Source organism: Methylocystis borbori, assembly GCF_036576025.1.
Classification (GTDB): domain Bacteria; phylum Pseudomonadota; class Alphaproteobacteria; order Rhizobiales; family Beijerinckiaceae; genus Methylocystis; species Methylocystis borbori.
Map to the genome: position 1 here is coordinate 16,906 of NZ_JAZHYN010000015.1, position 15,816 is coordinate 32,721.

Genomic DNA, 15,816 nt, shown 5'->3' on the forward strand with positions numbered 1-15,816 from the left:
CGTCCGCCTGACGCGTTATATCAGCGGAATTTACGGATGGAGACCGTTATGGCGTCGCATGTCTTCAGGTTTGACGAAAGCTGGGAGATTCCCGGCGCGAGCGTGGAAGAAGTCTATGACGTGCTGGCGCGCGGCGAATTGCTGCCGCTGTGGTGGACAGGCGTCTATCTTAAAGCCGAGCGGCTGACGCCCGGCGACGCGCCGGAAGTCGGCGCGAAGCTGCGCGTGAAAGTGCGCGGCTTTCTACCCTTCGTCCTCGGTTTCATCGTCGAGGCGACGGAGCTTGAGCGGCCGCGCAAGGTGGCGGTGCGCACGTACGGCGATCTCGACGGCGCCTGGAGCGCGGCGCTGACGCAATGCGGCCAAGACGCGCATGTCGCGCTGCTGTTCGAGGTCAAGATCGACCGCCCAGGCATGCGCTTTCTCGCGCCGCTGCTGCGGCCGCTTTTCGCCCTCAATCACTATTGGACGACGCCGCGCGGCGAACGGGGCTTGCGGAAATATATCGAAGCGCGCCGCATGGCGGCGTAACTGCTCACCGCTTCGACATCGGCACATAGTCGCGCTGCTTCTCGCCCGTATAAAGCTGGCGCGGACGGCCGATGCGCGACCCCTGGTCTTCGATCATCTCCTTCCACTGCGCGATCCAGCCTACGGTGCGCGCCACCGCGAACAGCACGGTGAACATGGCGACAGGGAAATTCATCGCCTTGAGCGTGATGCCCGAATAGAAGTCGATATTGGGATAGAGCTTCTTCTCGATGAAATAATCGTCGGAGAGGGCGATGCGCTCCAATTCCAGCGCCACGTCCAGGAGATCGTCCTTGACGCCGAGTTCGTCGAGCACCTCGCGCGTCGTGCGCTGCATGATCTTGGCGCGCGGATCGTAATTCTTATAGACGCGATGGCCAAAGCCCATCAGCCGGAAGGGATCGTTCTTGTCCTTGGCGCGGGCGATGAACTGCGGAATGCGCTCGGTCGTGCCGATCTCGGAGAGCATTTTCAGCACGGCTTCATTCGCGCCGCCGTGCGCCGGCCCCCAGAGCGAGGCGATGCCCGCCGCGATGCAGGCGAAGGGATTGGCGCCGGACGAACCCGACAGGCGCACCGTCGAGGTCGATGCGTTCTGCTCATGGTCCGCATGCAGGATGAAGATGCGGTCGAGCGCGCGCGAGAGCACCGGATTGACCTTATATTCCTCGCACGGCACGGCGAAGCACATGCGCAGGAAGTTCGACGTATAGTCGAGGTCGTTTTTCGGATAAACGAAGGGCTGGCCGACCGAATATTTATAGGCCATCGCTGCGAGCGTCGGAATTTTCGCGATCATACGGGTCGAGGCGACCATGCGCTGGGTCGGATCGGCGATATTCGTCGAGTCGTGATAGAAGGCCGAGAGCGCGCCGACGGAGGCGACCATCACCGCCATTGGATGCGCGTCGCGGCGGAAGCCCTGGAAGAAGCGCGCCATCTGCTCATGCACCATGGTGTGGCGCGTTATGCGATAGTCGAAATTCGCCTTCTCCGCGGCCGAGGGCAATTCACCATAGAGAAGCAGATAGCAAGTTTCGAGAAAATCGCCGTGCTCGGCGAGCTGTTCGATCGGATAGCCGCGATAGAGAAGAACGCCCTCTTCGCCATCGATAAAGGTGATCTTCGATTCACACGAGGCGGTCGCAGAGAAACCGGGATCGAAAGTGAACATGCCGGTTTCCGCGTAGAGATTGCGGATATCCGCAACCGACGGGCCCAGCGTGCCGTCCTTGATCGGCAGGTTGACCGTTTTGTCGCCGATCGTGAAGAGGCCGTTCTTCTCCGGCATATGCGCGCACCCCTCTCAAGCGCCCCCGCGCCCGCGACGAACGGGACCGCGTCATGACGCGCGCGAACGCTACGCAGGAATTGCGTCGCAATCGCGAACTCGCCGCTTCATTCGCACGTTCGACGTAGTGGAAACGTTCAGATTGTGCGGTGCAAAAACTATATCAATGGCAAGGTCTGTCAAGCGACGCGCCGCGCGAGGGCGACGCGAGAGGCGACGCGCATATTTCGCTTTGTGGAATTTCCATGCGGCGAAGAGGGAGACGCGGCCTAAGCCCGCGCCGCCTGATCGGAAATGCGCGCAAGGCTTTCGTCGCGCCCCAATATTTCGAGCACGTCGAAAATGCCGGGAGAGGTCGCGCGCCCGGTGAGCGCCGCGCGCAAGGGCTGGGCGACATCGCCGAGCTTGACGCCAAGCGCGACGGAAAGTTCGCGCACGGCGCCTTCCGTCGTCGCCGCGGTCCATTCCGGCAGCGCCGTGAGTTTCTCGACGAGCGTCGCGAGCCGCGCGCGCGCGTCGGGCGAGAGCAGTTGCGCGGCCTTGGCGTCGAGCGCGAGCGGCCGCTGGGCGAAAAGAAAGCCCGCGCCGTCGAGAAGCTCGTTCAAGGTTTTCGCCCGCGCCTTCAATCCCGGCAAAGCGGCAAGCAGTTGCGCGCGCTTTTTATCATCGAGCGCCTGCGCGATGGCTTCTCCGCCTTCGAGATAGGCAAGCGTCGCGACGAGAAGATCGAAAAGTTCGTCGTCATTGGAGTCGCGCAGATAGTGCCCGTTCATATTTTCGAGCTTGGCGAAATCGAAGCGCGCGGGCGAGCGATGCACTTGCGTAAGATCGAAGGCGTCGATCATCTCGGGCAGCGTGAAAAACTCCTTGTCGCCCTGCGACCAGCCAAGGCGCAGGAGATAATTGCGCAGCGCCGCCGGCAGATAGCCCATGGCGCGGTAGGCGTCGACGCCGAGCGCGCCATGGCGCTTCGAGAGTTTCGCGCCGTCCGCCCCATGGATGAGGGGAATATGGGCGAAGGCCGGCGTCTCCCAGCCCAGCGCCTCATAAATATGCTTCTGGCGCGCGGCGTTGGTGAGATGATCGTCGCCGCGAATGATCTGCGTCACGCCCATATCGTGATCGTCGACGACGACGGCGAGCATATAGGTCGGCGCGCCGTCCGAACGCAGCAGGATGAAATCGTCGAGATCCTTGTTCTGGAAAACGACGCGCCCCTGCACGGCGTCGTCGATCACGGTCTCGCCCTCCTGCGGCGCCTTGATGCGCACCACAAAGGGCGCGCCGGCGGGGGCGTCCGAAGGATCGCGATCGCGCCAGCGGCCGTCATAGCGCCAGGGGCGCTTCTCGGCCTTGGCCTTCTCGCGCATCTCCTCGAGCTCCTGCGCGGTGGCGTAGCAGCGATAGGCCCTGCCCTTGGCGAGCAGCTCCTGCGCGACCTCGGCATGGCGCGCGGCGCGGGCCGACTGGTAGACGATGTCGCCGTCCCAATCGAGCCCGAGCCATCTCATGCCGTCGATGATGGCGTCGATCGCCGCTTGCGTGGAGCGCTCGCGGTCGGTGTCCTCGATGCGCAGCAGGAAACGCCCGCCGTGTTTTCTGGCGTAGAGCCAGTTGAAGAGCGCGGTGCGCGCGCCGCCGATATGGAGAAAGCCCGTGGGCGACGGGGCGAAGCGGGTGACGACCTGTGACATGAGCGCCGCAAATATCCTTAAAGATGCGCGAAGCGGCCCCTCTAGCATGGGCGGAGCCGAGCGAATAGGAGCGCGCGCAGGTCCGCCTCAACCAAAGCGTGAACATGGACCTTGCGGAACGCAGAGAGAACGTCTATCGTCTGTTCATGATTTGTTTATAGTCTCAATTCAAAAGAGACTCTGGCTGCGCTTTTACCCCCTGCGCGGCTTTAGGGGCGATGCATCGATGCTGACAAAAAAGCAAAGCGATTTGCTGCGATTCATTCATGAGCGCCTGAAGGAGTCCGGCGTGCCGCCCTCCTTCGACGAAATGAAGGACGCGCTCGATCTGCGCTCCAAATCCGGCATTCATCGCCTGATCCTCGCTCTCGAGGAACGCGGCTTCATCCGCCGCCTGCCCAATCGCGCCCGGGCGCTCGAAGTGCTGCGCCTGCCGGAATCGGCGACGCCGCGCAGCGCCGGCGGGCGCTCCGGCAAATTCGCGCCTTCCGTGATCGAGGGCAATCTCGGCCGCGTCCGGCCGCTGCACGAGCGGCACGAAGACGAGAGCGACCAGCAGGTCGCGATCCCGGTCATGGGGCGGATCGCCGCCGGCACGCCGATCTCGGCGATCCAGAACCGCAGCCATACGATCAGCCTCCCGCCCGACCTTTTGGCGAATGGCGAGCATTTCGCGCTCGAAGTGCGCGGCGATTCGATGATCGAGGCCGGCATTCTCGACGGCGACACCGTCGTCATCAAGAAACAGGACAACGCCGACACCGGCGATATCGTCGTCGCGCTGATCGACGAGGAGGAAGCGACATTGAAGCGCCTGCGCAAGCGTGGCGCCTCGATTGCGCTCGAAGCCGCGAACCCGGCCTATGAGACGCGCATCTTCGGTCCCGACCGCGTGCGCATCCAGGGCAAGCTCGTCAGCCTCCTGCGGAAATATTAATCCGCCTCACTGAAGCGGCTCCATGAGGCGGGCGTCTTCCGCCGCGCGCTCTTGCTCGGACACGTCCTTCGGCGGCGCGCGCCGCAGGCGCGGCGCCGGCGACCAGGGCCGATCCTCGTCGATTCCGCGCGCCGTCGTCCACTCGGCGCCGCCGTCCTTGAAGCGCAGCGTCACCGCCCCTGTCTCAGCGAGCTTCCTTCGGTCGATGACGATCGCCGCGGCGCAGCCGTCCGGCGCGTAAAGCGGCGTGACGATGACGCTGGCGCGCGCGCAATCCTCCAGAAAGGCGCCGCGCGCGGAAACGAGGGCGACGAGGCGCCCGTCAAAGGCGCGGCCGACGCAGCCGAGATCGTCGCAGGAGACGCCGCTTTTCGCGTCGCCCGCCGCGCGGGCGTCGGCGTCGGCCCGCAGCCATTGCTCGGCGGCGAAGGCGCCGGGCCTTTGCCCCATGAGCGCGAGCTCGCCGGAAGGCTGGCGCAGCGCCGCCGCCTCGCCCGTCGCCGGAACGGCGAGATCGAAAGACGCGCCGCCCATGGCGCCCATCAGGCCGATAAGCGCGAGCGGAATCGCCGTGGCGCGAAACGCCCATGTCCGCCACAGCACGAGCGAGAGAACGGCGAGCGCGAGAAAGACAATCGCCCAGGGGGCGAAGGCTTTGACGGGGAGGCTCGCGCCCGGCGCGCTCGCGATCAGCCCTGCGAGATAGGTCACGAGATCGATGCCCATTTTGAGGTAACGCCAGACAAAGCCGTCGAGTCCGAAGGGATAGAGCGCCGCGCCGATCAGCGCGCAAGGCACGGCGAAAAATTCGATGATCGCCAGCGTCAGCGGATTGCCGATCAGCACATAGGGACTGAGCTCGTGGAAGTCGTTCGCCATGAATGACGCCGTCGCCGATGTCGCGCAGAGCGTCGCGAAAATCGCCGCGCCCGGCCCGTGCAGCAGGCGCTCGGCGATGTTTTCGCGCAAGGCGGCGAAACGCCCGCGCGGCGCGGTCTCCTCGACGCGCTGGCGCGCAAGCTGATCGCTCCGCCACTCATAAACGGCGATCAGCGCCGCGACGGCGGCGAAGGAAAGTTGAAAGCTCGCGCCAAGCAGCGCCTCGGGCTCGAAGGCGATGACGAATAGCGCCGCAAGCGCGAGATTGCGCATGGAGAGCGATGGCCGATCGAAAAGGACGGCGGCGAGCATGATCAGCGTCATCGCCAGCGCGCGCTCCGTGCCGACGCGCGAGCCGGTGCCGATGTCGTAGAGAATGGCGCCAAGGATCGCGAGGCCCGCCGCCCATTTCTTGATCGGGTAATTCAGCGCAAGCGTCTGCGACATGGCGAGCAGGCGGCGAAAGCCGACGAAGAAAATCCCCGCGACGAGCGTCATCTGAACGCCCGATATGGTGATGATGTGGAAGATGCCGGCGCGGCGGATAAGATTCTTGGCGTCCTCCGACAAGAGGTCGCGCTTGCCCGTGACCATGGCGGCGGCGATGGCGCCGGCGTCGCCGTCGATGATGCGATAGACTCGCAAGGCGAGCGCATTGCGGATGCGGTCGACGGCCGCGAAGAAGCGCAGCGACGGGGAAGCGGGCTCCGGCGGCGCCATGGTCTGGATTCGCCCAAGCGCATTGCCGACCGCGCCGATCCGGGCAAAAAAAGCGTCGCGGGCGAAATCGTAGCCGCCGGGGAGCGCCGCGCGCGCGGGCGGCATCAGCCGCGCCTTCAGGGCGATGAAATCGCCGGCCTGGAAATACGGATCGCTTCGCGTCGTGAGCCGCACCCGCGCCGGCGTAACGTCGCCGGGAAGGCCTTCGGCGCTCGCGACGCGCAAAATGAATCGCGCCCCGGCGCGGCGCAGATCGACCTCCTCGACGAAGCCCGTCAATTCGCCGATTCCGACTCGTGGAACGATCGGCGCGGCGACGCGCGCCGCGCGCCAGGCGCCCGAGGCGAAGCCCGCCGCGATAAAGGCGAGCGCGAGAAAGAGCGCTTGGGCGCGGGCGTGGCCGCGCGTGAGGACGGCGAGAAGCGCGGCGACGCCGAGCGCGCCTAAACAAAGCGCGAGCGGCGGCTCACGCTCGGCGGCGAAATAAAGCGCGACCCCAGCGCCCGCCGCGACCGTCAGCCATAGAAAGGGCCGGCGCAGCGCCTGCTCTTGCTCGAAAGAGGCGCGCAGCGCGAGAATCGCGCCTCGCAAATGCAAATGAAAGAGGCCCGGCGCGAGACGACGGCCGCTCTCTTCGCTCTCAGCCGTGCGCGAAATGTCGTTCAAGAAATGGCCGGCCCCGCTTAAATGCAAGGAAGAGCTTACAGCCGATCGCGGGCGCTGTCTCGCCCCGGCCGCATCCGAGGATCGCGCTTCGCCGCGCGATGGTTGCCTATCCCGCGACAAGAAACTACGGGAATAGGATCCTATGTTGATCGCCGCGCCCGTTGCGGCGGCGATCGCCGAGAGCGGGTTGGCGCCAGTGAAGAGCGATACGTCGACAGGCGCGCGCCTGTTTCGGGGACTGACGCGAAAATGCCCCAACTGCGGCGTCGGCAGTCTGTTCGCGAGCTACCTCCAGCCGCGCGACTTTTGCGAGCATTGCCAGGAGAGCTTCAAAGGCCTCGATGCGGACGATGGCCCGGCATGGCTGACGGTCGGCGCCGTGACCATCACCGTCGTGCCGCTTCTTTTCATCTTGGAGAGCAGCGGGCGTTTCTCCTACGCCGTCGAAATGGCGATCGTCCTGCCGGTCACGATCGCGCTCGCCCTGCTGTTGCTCCCACTCGCGAAGGGTTTCTTCATCGCGGCGCTCTGGCTGCTGGCGAAAAAGCCGGGCTCATAGCGAAATCTCCGGCGGGGCCGATGACGAGCTGCCGGACGCCTTCAAAGAGCGCTGAAGGTCCTGGAAAATCGGGACGATCCACGCCGCATTGCCGCTGCGGCGTTCCGGTGTTATGGAATTAATGTTTGAAATTATCTTTTTTTGAAAGGAACTTATTATGCGCGGATGGGCACAGTCGCACAAACGCCACTCCTCCCTTTCCCTGAAACGATACGGTATTGGCATCCTATTGGGCTTGAGCGCTTTCGCGGCGATGGCGGGCGCCGCTCTTGCGTTGGATGCGGACAAGCTCGGCGGCAACTTGACCATCTGCAAGGGCGCTTACGCGCTCTGCGCCGCCGCCACCTGCTCTCCGACGGGCAATCAGATCAACGTCAGGACGTCGAGCGGCTGGGCGTCCTTTGCGGAGGTGAATTGCACCTGTCCGATCCTCAATGGCGACGCCATCGCCGATGTTAACGCCGGCAATATGCAAGGCTCCTGTTCGCCGCCGGACTCACAAAAAATTTGGTCGCTCTATTCTCCCCAGTTGGAAATACCGCAGGAAATAAATAACTGGGCGAAATCGGGCCGCGAGGCTTTCGCGCCTCCGCAATGGTGTTCGGCAAAACTGAACGCCGGCGAGACCATCTCGAACTGCTTCAGCTTTCTCTGTGACATTGCGGGCTCCGCCCCGAACGGCGTGCCGCTCGCGACGTGCCATTGTCCGATGGGCGAGTCTTTCGGAGGAACAAAAGTTCCGGCCGCGACCGCTTTCCTCACTCAGGCTGGCCAATTGAACAATGAAGTCTGCAAGCAGCATCCGGTGACTTGGTACAATCCGGTGACGGCCAGGGATTCGAGTGAAACAATAAAATAAGAGAAGCTGACATCGGCGGTGCGGTCGTCTTCGATGGACAGCTTCCAGCGCTGAAACGGCGTCGCCTGACTTCGACTAAGGCGACGCATTGCCGCAAACGGGAGCGTTAGGCCCGCGGTAAATTTGAACTTTGCCGCCGACCAGGGAAACAAAAAAGCGCTGGGCGTTCTCGCCAAGCGCTTAGCCCGACATCGCATCGTTTAGCTTTGGCCTTGCACGGGCGCGTTTAGCCTTCAATTCTTAATTAATGACGCCGTCCTCGAGGTTGATGATGCGATCGGCGATATCAAGAATTCTGTAATCGTGGGTGACAATGAAGATTGTCGTTCCATTCTGCTTCGCAAGGCTTCTTAATATCTCGACCGCATCATGCCCGCTGTGCTTATCCAGTGACGCGGTTGGCTCATCCGCGAGCACGATCTTCGGTCTGGAGACCAAGGCGCGGGCGATTGAAACACGCTGGCGTTGGCCGCCGGAAAGTTGGGCGGGCCGATAATCCAGATGCCTCCCCAGTCCCACTTGGGTCAAAATCTGATGCGCGGCCGCGACCCGCTCCTCTTCCGAAAACCTGTCGTGCAGTTCAAGCGCCATGCACACATTCTCTGTGGCGGTCAGCGCGAGGAAAAGATTATGCTGCTGAAATATGTATCCTGTCTGCCGGCGTATGGCGTGCCGCGTGGCCGCGTCGCTTCGCACCAGTTGCTCGCCTAGAACGACGACGCTTCCAGAGGTCGCAAGCCTCAATCCTCCCAGGATGGTCAGGAGCGTCGTCTTCCCCGAGCCTGAGGGCCCGGTCAGAATGACGATTTCTCCGACATCGACGGAAAGATGGATATCTCTGAGGACTTGACGGCGCAACTCGCCTTCGCCGAAGGCGAAGTTTAAACCTCTCACGTCGATCATGTTCATGAGAACATGTCCGCGGGGTCAGCCGATTTCAGCTTGCGTATCGCCAGCAAACCAGCGGCGACGCACATCGTCAGGATAAAAAAGAACACGCTGACGATTCGATCGAAGCCCATGGGGAATGGGATGAAAATGGAATGCTCGGCCACGCCGTAAAGGATCGTCGACAGCGCAACGCCCGGAATGAAACCGATGACGGCCAGATAAATCGACGAGGCGAAGACGATATGCCGTAGGTAGGAATGGCTATATCCCATCGCCACCAGCGTCGCGTATTGCGGAATGTTATTGCCAATATCTGTAAACAAAATCTGGTAGACGATCACCATGCCAACGACGAGGCCCATAAGCGTGCCAAACCCGAAAATGAACCCAAGCGGCGCCGACTTCTCCCAGTAGTTTTGCTCGAAGCGGAGGAGTTCCGGATAGGTGAAGACCTGCACCTCCTGCCCCACGAGTCGCAAGAGAGCCGCTTGCACAGCGGCGATGTCGGCGTCGGGAGCCAGCATGACGAAGCCAATATCGATCTGATCAAGGGATCGCGATGGATAAATCCGGTGGAAGTTGAGATCGCTCATCACGACATTGCCATCGGCGGCGAAAGTGGTGCCCATGCTGAAGGTGCCGACGAGCTTTATCTTGCGACCATTTATTTCGGTAATATCGCGCCCTGAGGCGATCAACTCTTGTATCGGGCCAAACTCGGGCCGAGAGGTTACATCGAAAATGGCCGTGTCCTGATGCTGCAGCGCGGCTCTGAAGCTCTCAAATTGGTCGATTTGAATCAGCTCGGCGTTGGGATCGTACCCATAAATCATCAGCGTGCGCTGGACATGAGTGTCCATGTTCTTGAATTGGCCAAGCGACATATAGAGGGGCGCCACGCGGCGCACTTCCGGAACGGCCAAAGCGCGCATCAGCGTACTGCGTTCGAAGGAGACGGGACGCCATAAGGCTTCTGTCTGCTTGTGCAGCAGGAACAGCTGGCCCTGCATTTTCAGCGGCGCCGAAGCGGCGCTCGTGTAGAGCGAATCCCGAAAGCCGAGTTGCATGAACACGAGGACGCAGGCGAACAGCACGCCGAGGGTGGCGGCGAGCAGTTTGGGCCTGTCATGGACGAGTTGGCGCCACGCCAGCCTGGCGGCGAAAAAAACCGGGCGCAGGCCGGTCATCTTTCAATTCGTACTTGAACCTGACGGAACAGTTGGTGACGAAGCTCTTCGATTCCCGGACGCTCTAACGTCAGTCGAACCTCGACGATCTTATTATCGCGGTCTGCAAGCGGATCAGTGTCGTTCACATGGTTCTTGCGGACGAGGAAGCCAATCTCACGCACCTTGGCCTTGTATGACGCGTTCATCTCCGGGAGCTTCACAATCGCATTCTGCCCGACTTTGACGCGCATAATATCCGTTTCATAGACTTCAGCGACGACGTCCAACTCGTTGAGATTCGCGATGTCGGCCACGCCCTGCGGGCCGATGCGCTCGCCGGGGTGCGCATTTATTCTGATGACGACGCCGTCGATTGGCGCAGTCGCCACCGCCTGGGATAGTTGCGCCTGCTTGAGCTCCAGACTGGCCTCGCTCTGTTGAACGCTGGCGTTGGCGACCTGGACGTCCGCCTTCGCCTTTTTCAGCCGCAGTTCGACGCCATCGACCGTGGAGAGGGTGGCGGTCCCGGACTTGTAGAGGCTCTTTTTCCGATCGGAGTCACGCTGGGCGCTTTCCAACTCGGCTTCCGCTGCAAGGAGACGCGCCTTGGAGGCGTTAATTTCCGCCGTCGCATACGCCACTTCCGCCTGACGGCGGCGCCAATCCGTGAGCACCGCGATGCGGGTTCCTGCTTTGATGGATTGACTTTCGTTTACCAGTATCTGTCCGACGACGGCGCCGCTCTCCGCGGCCTCGGTCGAAACGCGGATGAGTCGCGAGCGGGGTTCGATCCGTCCCAGAGCCCCTACTCCGGGAAACGTCAACGCCCGCTGCGTATCCATCGTCTGTTTAGTCGGCGCTTCGCTGATAAAATATTTGGTCAGGGCGAAGAGCCCCACGCCCATCGCGAGCGCTGCAAGCAGAACTTGAAGCATCCATTGCAAGGAAGCTCGCTTGCTTGGCGTTATGCCCGCCTTGAACGACCTCGCGCGATCCGATGCGCCGACAACAAATGGATGAGTCATTTTACGCGCCGCCATGGTTCCGTTTGAGGCAGTATCCACACAGATGCGGTCATTTTCAATATCAGATCCAGCGTATTTTTTAAGTTTCGGCAAATCTCATACAGTTGCAAGACTTTAAACGCTTCGCCCAATCCTTGGGCGGCGAGCATGTTCCAGAATCGCGATCGACGACGCGAACGCGCCTTTTATTTTCGGCAAGACCCCCTCAGCCTGTCAGATATCAGTCTTGCGGCCGACGTCGGGCCATCCTCCAAGGCGATTTCCTCAGCGACCGCCTTCGCGCATTTAGAATAACCAGGCGACGACAAAAGCAATTCAATATTTTGCGTCAGTTGATTAACGGAGACGCCGTCAGCCTTCATCGCACGCGCGACGCCAAGTCGACTGAGGCGGTGAGCGATGTCAAATTGATCGTTGCAAAAAGGAGTTACGAGTTGCGGCTTGCCGGCGCGAAGGGCCTGGGCTGTCGATCCCATTCCGCCGTGATGAACCACAGCGCTGCATCTGGGAAAAAGCGGGGAATGAGGTATGTAGCCGTGCACCGAAACATCTGACGACATCTCCTGGCGCAACTGGTCCACATCAACCTGATCGACCAGAAGAACAGCCCGCCGGTTGAGGGCCCGGGCTGCGGCGGCGCAGTCTCGAAAGTAATCGATCCGATCTATCGTCACAATGCTGCCGAGCGTGAAGACGATAGGTTCGGGCCCGGAGTTCAAAAAATCTAGTAAATCAGACGGGAGCTCTGACGATTCGGGCTTTTCGCTTGTTTTGCTTCCATCGTGAAAGCTATGTCCAACGACAATTTCTGATCTTATCTGCTTGGAAATCGGGGGCATCAGCAGCGACGAAAACATGCCGATCGTGGCTGCGGCGCGAGGGGCGCCCACGAGAAGCTCAAAGCCACGCAGGCCAGGCAGACCGAGCTCCTTTCTGAATCTTCGGAGCGGCGACGCCAAGAGCGTCATCGCTTCTTCGGCGACCCCGAGAAGGAGCCGGTTATATCCGACAGCGACCGGCGATCGAGCGCTGATGAATGGCGCCGGCGTCCCCAACGGCGGATTATAGGCCGAGAAAAGCAGCATCGGCGAAAGAAACACGTTAAAGACCGGAAGACCGCGCTGTTCCGCGGCGGCCTTCGCGCCAAACGCCAGGCAATGCGTCACGACGCCATCGACATCCTTCGTCAGCTCCAAGACGTCATAATAGGCGTCGCGAAGATGTGGAAAGATGATCTGATCAAACAGGAATCTTTTACTCTGCGACATTTTGGTCGCGATCTCGCCCTTGTGCATATTAAGCCGCGATGAAATCTCTCCGAGATCCGGCCGCACGGGTTTGAAGTCCAGCCCTTCTCCCTCGACGACGTCTCGATATTCTTCCGAAGTGGCGATGATTGGGTCGACCCCCTGACTCCTTAGCGCATGCGCCAGCCCAATAAATGGATTGACGTCGCCCAGCGAGCCGAATGTGGCGATAAGGATCTTAGGGCGGTCCGGGGCGATTGGATGACTTCCCATGTATTGCAGCCCGGCGTTGAGAGAAGCGGCTGCGCCTATTGAGCAGCCATCCGAAACTTTTTGATCTTCGCCTCGGCGACCGAAGCGGTTTGGGTCGCGCAGCGTCGAGAGGCGGCGCCCTTCAAGAAGGCGCCGACAGCCGCGCGCGAATTTTATCGAAGCCGAAACGGCGCGCCATCAGCCAGTCCATGACGCGCGGCGGCACGAAGAGCTGCGCGTAATAGACCATGGCGGTGCTTCCGAGCACGAGCATGCGCAGCGGCGGCCGCCGCGCGGTGAGCGCGCGATAGACGGCCTCCGCCACAACCTCCGGCCCGACCCCAGCGCGCCCCTGCGCCACCGCCCATGTCTGCACGCGGCGCGCGGCCGGACCATAGATCGTCTCGTCGAAGGCGCTGAACGCCGCCGATTCCGCCTTGTCCCATATCGGCGTCGCGATCATGCCGGGCTCGATCACGGTGACGGCGACGCCATAGACCGCCAATTCGCGGCGCAGCGCATCGGACATGGCTTCAAGCGCGAATTTCGAGGCGCTGTAAGGTCCTAGAAGCGGGCCCACCATCCGTCCCAGCACCGAGCTCATATTGACGATGCGGCCCGGCGGCCCTCCCTGCGGCGCGCGTGCGCCGAGAAACGGCGCGAAAGCCTGCGTCACCTGCATCTGGCCGATGACATTGACCTCGAGCTGATGGCGCAACTCCTCGATCGGGACATGCAGCATCGGCCCCGGCACGGCCATCCCTGCGTTGTTGACCAACCCCGCCAGCGTCTTTCCTTGAAGCCGCTCCTCGACCTTGTCGGCGGCGCGCGCGACCGCCTCGCGGTCGGTCAAATCGAAAAAGAGGGGCTCGTAATTTTCCCCAAATTGCGTCTTCAATCGTTCGGCGTCGTAAGCCCTGCGCACCGAGCCGAAAACCAAGAAGCCTTTCTCGATTAGCAGCCTGACGCAGGCTTCGCCGATGCCCGTCGAGGCGCCGGTGACGACGACTGCGCGCCTGTCGTCCTCGCTCGCATTTTGAACGGCCGAGTCAGCTTCGGTCATTGAGAGGCCGACTCGCTCATCCGTCCGCCGCTCGGGCATGGCTGCGGGAGGCCCTCGCTGAGCCGCGCCAGCTTCAGCCCTCGCTCTTCCAACATTTCCTGCAACCGCGGCGAGAGCAGGAAGGCGAGTTCCTGCTCGCGGGTGACGGTCACCCAGTCTTGGGCCTTAAGCTCGTCGTCCACATGGCCGGGATGGCACATGACGAGATGGCGGCGTCCTGGCGCGCGAAGATAGGTCTCGAAAGCCCTTGCGTAGTCCATGCCCGGATCGAAAACCGAGTGGCCGGAGAACCCTTCATTGGTCGCGAAGCCCTGACGCAGCGCCGCGCGGCGAAAGCCGGAGGACAGGCCCTGAACCGCAAGCGCCAGGGCGAGCGCCTTGGGCGCATCGGCGCCGCGCAGCAAGATGCGATGCAGATCGTCGGCGGCGTTGCGCAGCCATGTCCGGCCGGCGAGCCGACGCGCGGTCATGGCTTCGATCAACGCGTCGCGGACGCCCGGCAGCCCGTGCACATGTTGATGCCCGTCGACATAGTCCGGCGCGCGCCCCATCACCGCCTCGAAGCGGTCCAGCTGGCGATCAATCTCAGCGCGTATCTCCGCCAAGGGAAGCTTGCGGCTCAGGGCGAGGCGGATCACGGTCGAGACCGGCGGAAAGACCCCCTCCGGCGCAAAGGCGGGCATCGGGCTCAGCGGCCGGCCGAGCGTGAGGTTGAAATGCAGGCCAACGTCTGCGTTCCGGGCGCGCCGGCGCAATTCAGTTCCCATGGTCAGCCAGCGTGGACCATTGACCAGCGCCGACGCCGCCGTCAGCCGGCCTGCCTCAAGGGCCTCGAGAATGCCGATGCTCACCCCGTCGGACAGGCCGTAATCGTCCGCGCAGATCGCGATGATGCGGTCCTTCGTCATTTCTCCCGCCCGTCAACCGAAGCTCCCCGGATGACCATCGCCAACTTCGTTCAGTAGATGAAGGAGTAGGCCGAGAACGACATGCCGGCGCTGGCGACAACCGCGGCAAGCAGGTCTCCACGGGCTACGCGCTGTTCCTCGATCGCGAAGGCCATCGCCGCCGGCACCGAGCAGGAAACGAGATTGCCGCAGCGCGGATAAACGTTGGACACGAGATGCCGCAGGTCGAACATATCTGCGAGGTCGTCGCCCGCCTTTTGAGACGCCGAATGCGGGAATATCGCGCGGAGCTTGTCGAGGGGCGGATTGAGGTCTTGGAACACCTGGATGAGTTCGGGGCCCGCCGCCTCGAACAATTCATAGCCGTAAGACGTGAACCGGTTGCCGTTCTTGCCGATGCGTTCGGTCTGATTGCAATAGCCCTGAAAGCCGGTAACCGGAATCGTGCACAGATCCGCAAGATCAGGCCGGGAGCGAAACTTGAATTTCCACTCATTCGTCGGATCGGCTGAAAAGATTGTCGCGGTGGCGGCTTCGCCGATCGTGTAAGTCGGGAAGGTCCAAGTCAGCTCTCCCTCGTGCCGAAGCGCGAAATTGCCGAGCCGATTGCCGGTGACGCTGAATTCCGCGTTGACGATCATCGCGCGCTTGCAGCTTCCCGACTGCAGAAGATGATAGATGATCTGCGCGCCCCGCGACCAGCTGTTGCAGGCGTCCAGCACGTCGAAACAATGCGCATTTTTGAAACCCAACGCGTGCGCCACGAGATAAGCGCCGGCCGGCTCGATGAACCCGCGTCCGACGCCAACATAGACGAGAGTATCGATATCGTCTTTGGCGCAATTCGCTTCTTCCAGCGCCGCGTTGATCGCGCGGGTCAACACGCTCAACGGCGTTTCGCTTTCCTCAAGCAGGTAACGCGTCTGCGCGCCGCTGTAGGCAAGCCAGCTCTCGATCTTCTGGATCGCCGCGTCAAGATCCCCGTTGTAGGTGGCCTCGCTGCTTTCACGAACAATCTGGAGGACGTCTTCATTCGACAACTTCCGCGACGGCAAAGCCGCCTTAACGGCATCAATGCGCATATTCTTGTTTTCCTCGAACTCAGCAGGTGCAGATCTGATAACC

General features: G+C 62.0%; 14 protein-coding genes. 4 read left to right on the forward strand and 10 right to left on the reverse strand.

The window, feature by feature from the left end:
- Positions 1–48 precede the first annotated feature (48 nt).
- Positions 49–531 carry an SRPBCC family protein gene (locus V3H18_RS06955; RefSeq protein WP_332081259.1) on the forward strand — a complete coding sequence of 161 codons (483 nt, stop codon included), beginning with the start codon at positions 49–51 and terminating at the stop codon, positions 529–531.
- Between the two features lie 4 nt (positions 532–535).
- Here V3H18_RS06955 and gltA read toward each other — a convergent pair whose 3' ends face one another.
- Complete coding sequence (gene gltA, locus V3H18_RS06960) at positions 536–1,822, reverse strand: citrate synthase (RefSeq protein ID WP_332081260.1); 1,287 nt, start codon at positions 1,820–1,822, stop codon at positions 536–538.
- A gap of 269 nt (positions 1,823–2,091) precedes the next feature.
- Positions 2,092–3,516 (reverse strand): glutamate--tRNA ligase, encoded by a 1,425-nt coding sequence (gltX, locus tag V3H18_RS06965; RefSeq protein ID WP_332081261.1) that lies wholly within the window; start codon positions 3,514–3,516, stop codon positions 2,092–2,094.
- Positions 3,517–3,742: 226 nt separating this feature from the next.
- Here gltX and lexA point away from each other — a divergent pair, with 226 nt between their 5' ends.
- On the forward strand, positions 3,743–4,453 hold the full coding sequence (gene lexA / locus V3H18_RS06970) for a transcriptional repressor LexA (RefSeq protein ID WP_332081263.1): 711 nt from the start codon (positions 3,743–3,745) through the stop codon (positions 4,451–4,453).
- A gap of 6 nt (positions 4,454–4,459) precedes the next feature.
- Here lexA and V3H18_RS06975 read toward each other — a convergent pair whose 3' ends face one another.
- A complete protein-coding gene (locus V3H18_RS06975) occupies positions 4,460–6,718 on the reverse strand; it encodes a ComEC/Rec2 family competence protein (RefSeq protein WP_332081264.1) in 2,259 nt (752 codons plus the stop codon).
- 142 nt (positions 6,719–6,860) lie between these two features.
- On the opposite strand from V3H18_RS06975, the gene V3H18_RS06980 reads away from it, so the two are divergent.
- Both V3H18_RS06980 and V3H18_RS06985 read left to right on the forward strand, forming a co-directional pair.
- Positions 6,861–7,277: a DUF983 domain-containing protein gene (locus V3H18_RS06980; RefSeq protein ID WP_332081265.1), complete on the forward strand. Its 417-nt coding sequence runs from the start codon at positions 6,861–6,863 to the stop codon at positions 7,275–7,277.
- 253 nt (positions 7,278–7,530) lie between these two features.
- Complete coding sequence (locus V3H18_RS06985) at positions 7,531–8,136, forward strand: hypothetical protein (protein ID WP_332081266.1); 606 nt, start codon at positions 7,531–7,533, stop codon at positions 8,134–8,136.
- A gap of 240 nt (positions 8,137–8,376) precedes the next feature.
- On the opposite strand, the gene V3H18_RS06990 is transcribed toward V3H18_RS06985, so the two are convergent.
- From V3H18_RS06990 to V3H18_RS07020, 7 genes are all read right to left on the reverse strand, one after another.
- Positions 8,377–9,045: an ATP-binding cassette domain-containing protein gene (locus tag V3H18_RS06990; RefSeq protein ID WP_332081267.1), complete on the reverse strand. Its 669-nt coding sequence runs from the start codon at positions 9,043–9,045 to the stop codon at positions 8,377–8,379.
- Entirely contained in the window at positions 9,042–10,214 is a 1,173-nt protein-coding gene (gene devC, locus V3H18_RS06995) for an ABC transporter permease DevC (protein ID WP_332081268.1), read from the reverse strand. Before devC ends, V3H18_RS06990 begins: the two co-directional genes overlap by 4 nt.
- Positions 10,211–11,314 (reverse strand): HlyD family efflux transporter periplasmic adaptor subunit, encoded by a 1,104-nt coding sequence (locus V3H18_RS07000; protein ID WP_332081269.1) that lies wholly within the window; start codon positions 11,312–11,314, stop codon positions 10,211–10,213. The genes devC and V3H18_RS07000 overlap by 4 nt, the downstream gene beginning before the upstream one ends.
- 92 nt (positions 11,315–11,406) lie before the next feature.
- Positions 11,407–12,741, reverse strand: coding sequence for a glycosyltransferase (locus V3H18_RS07005; RefSeq protein ID WP_332081270.1), 1,335 nt, complete (start codon positions 12,739–12,741; stop codon positions 11,407–11,409).
- Between the two features lie 121 nt (positions 12,742–12,862).
- Positions 12,863–13,783, reverse strand: coding sequence for an SDR family oxidoreductase (locus tag V3H18_RS07010; RefSeq protein ID WP_332081271.1), 921 nt, complete (start codon positions 13,781–13,783; stop codon positions 12,863–12,865).
- The gene (locus tag V3H18_RS07015) at positions 13,780–14,691 is read right to left on the reverse strand and encodes a ChbG/HpnK family deacetylase (protein ID WP_332081272.1); all 912 of its coding nucleotides are present in this window, start codon (positions 14,689–14,691) and stop codon (positions 13,780–13,782) included. Before V3H18_RS07015 ends, V3H18_RS07010 begins: the two co-directional genes overlap by 4 nt.
- A gap of 50 nt (positions 14,692–14,741) precedes the next feature.
- Positions 14,742–15,773 carry a 3-oxoacyl-[acyl-carrier-protein] synthase III C-terminal domain-containing protein gene (locus tag V3H18_RS07020; protein WP_332081273.1) on the reverse strand — a complete coding sequence of 344 codons (1,032 nt, stop codon included), beginning with the start codon at positions 15,771–15,773 and terminating at the stop codon, positions 14,742–14,744.
- Positions 15,774–15,816 lie beyond the last annotated feature (43 nt).

Bases quoted from the DNA above. Each gene is read 5' to 3' on its own strand.
- V3H18_RS06955 (WP_332081259.1), top strand. From the start codon at position 49: ATGGCGTCGCATGTCTTCAGGTTTGACGAAAGCTGGGAGATTCCCGGC.
- gltA (WP_332081260.1), bottom strand. From the start codon at position 1,822: ATGCCGGAGAAGAACGGCCTCTTCACGATCGGCGACAAAACGGTCAAC.
- V3H18_RS07005 (WP_332081270.1), bottom strand. From the start codon at position 12,741: ATGGGAAGTCATCCAATCGCCCCGGACCGCCCTAAGATCCTTATCGCC.
- gltX (WP_332081261.1), bottom strand. From the start codon at position 3,516: ATGTCACAGGTCGTCACCCGCTTCGCCCCGTCGCCCACGGGCTTTCTC.
- V3H18_RS06985 (WP_332081266.1), top strand. From the start codon at position 7,531: ATGGCGGGCGCCGCTCTTGCGTTGGATGCGGACAAGCTCGGCGGCAAC.
- V3H18_RS07015 (WP_332081272.1), bottom strand. From the start codon at position 14,691: ATGACGAAGGACCGCATCATCGCGATCTGCGCGGACGATTACGGCCTG.
- lexA (WP_332081263.1), top strand. From the start codon at position 3,743: ATGCTGACAAAAAAGCAAAGCGATTTGCTGCGATTCATTCATGAGCGC.
- V3H18_RS06980 (WP_332081265.1), top strand. From the start codon at position 6,861: ATGTTGATCGCCGCGCCCGTTGCGGCGGCGATCGCCGAGAGCGGGTTG.
- V3H18_RS07020 (WP_332081273.1), bottom strand. From the start codon at position 15,773: ATGCGCATTGATGCCGTTAAGGCGGCTTTGCCGTCGCGGAAGTTGTCG.
- V3H18_RS06990 (WP_332081267.1), bottom strand. From the start codon at position 9,045: ATGAACATGATCGACGTGAGAGGTTTAAACTTCGCCTTCGGCGAAGGC.
- devC (WP_332081268.1), bottom strand. From the start codon at position 10,214: ATGACCGGCCTGCGCCCGGTTTTTTTCGCCGCCAGGCTGGCGTGGCGC.
- V3H18_RS07010 (WP_332081271.1), bottom strand. From the start codon at position 13,783: ATGACCGAAGCTGACTCGGCCGTTCAAAATGCGAGCGAGGACGACAGG.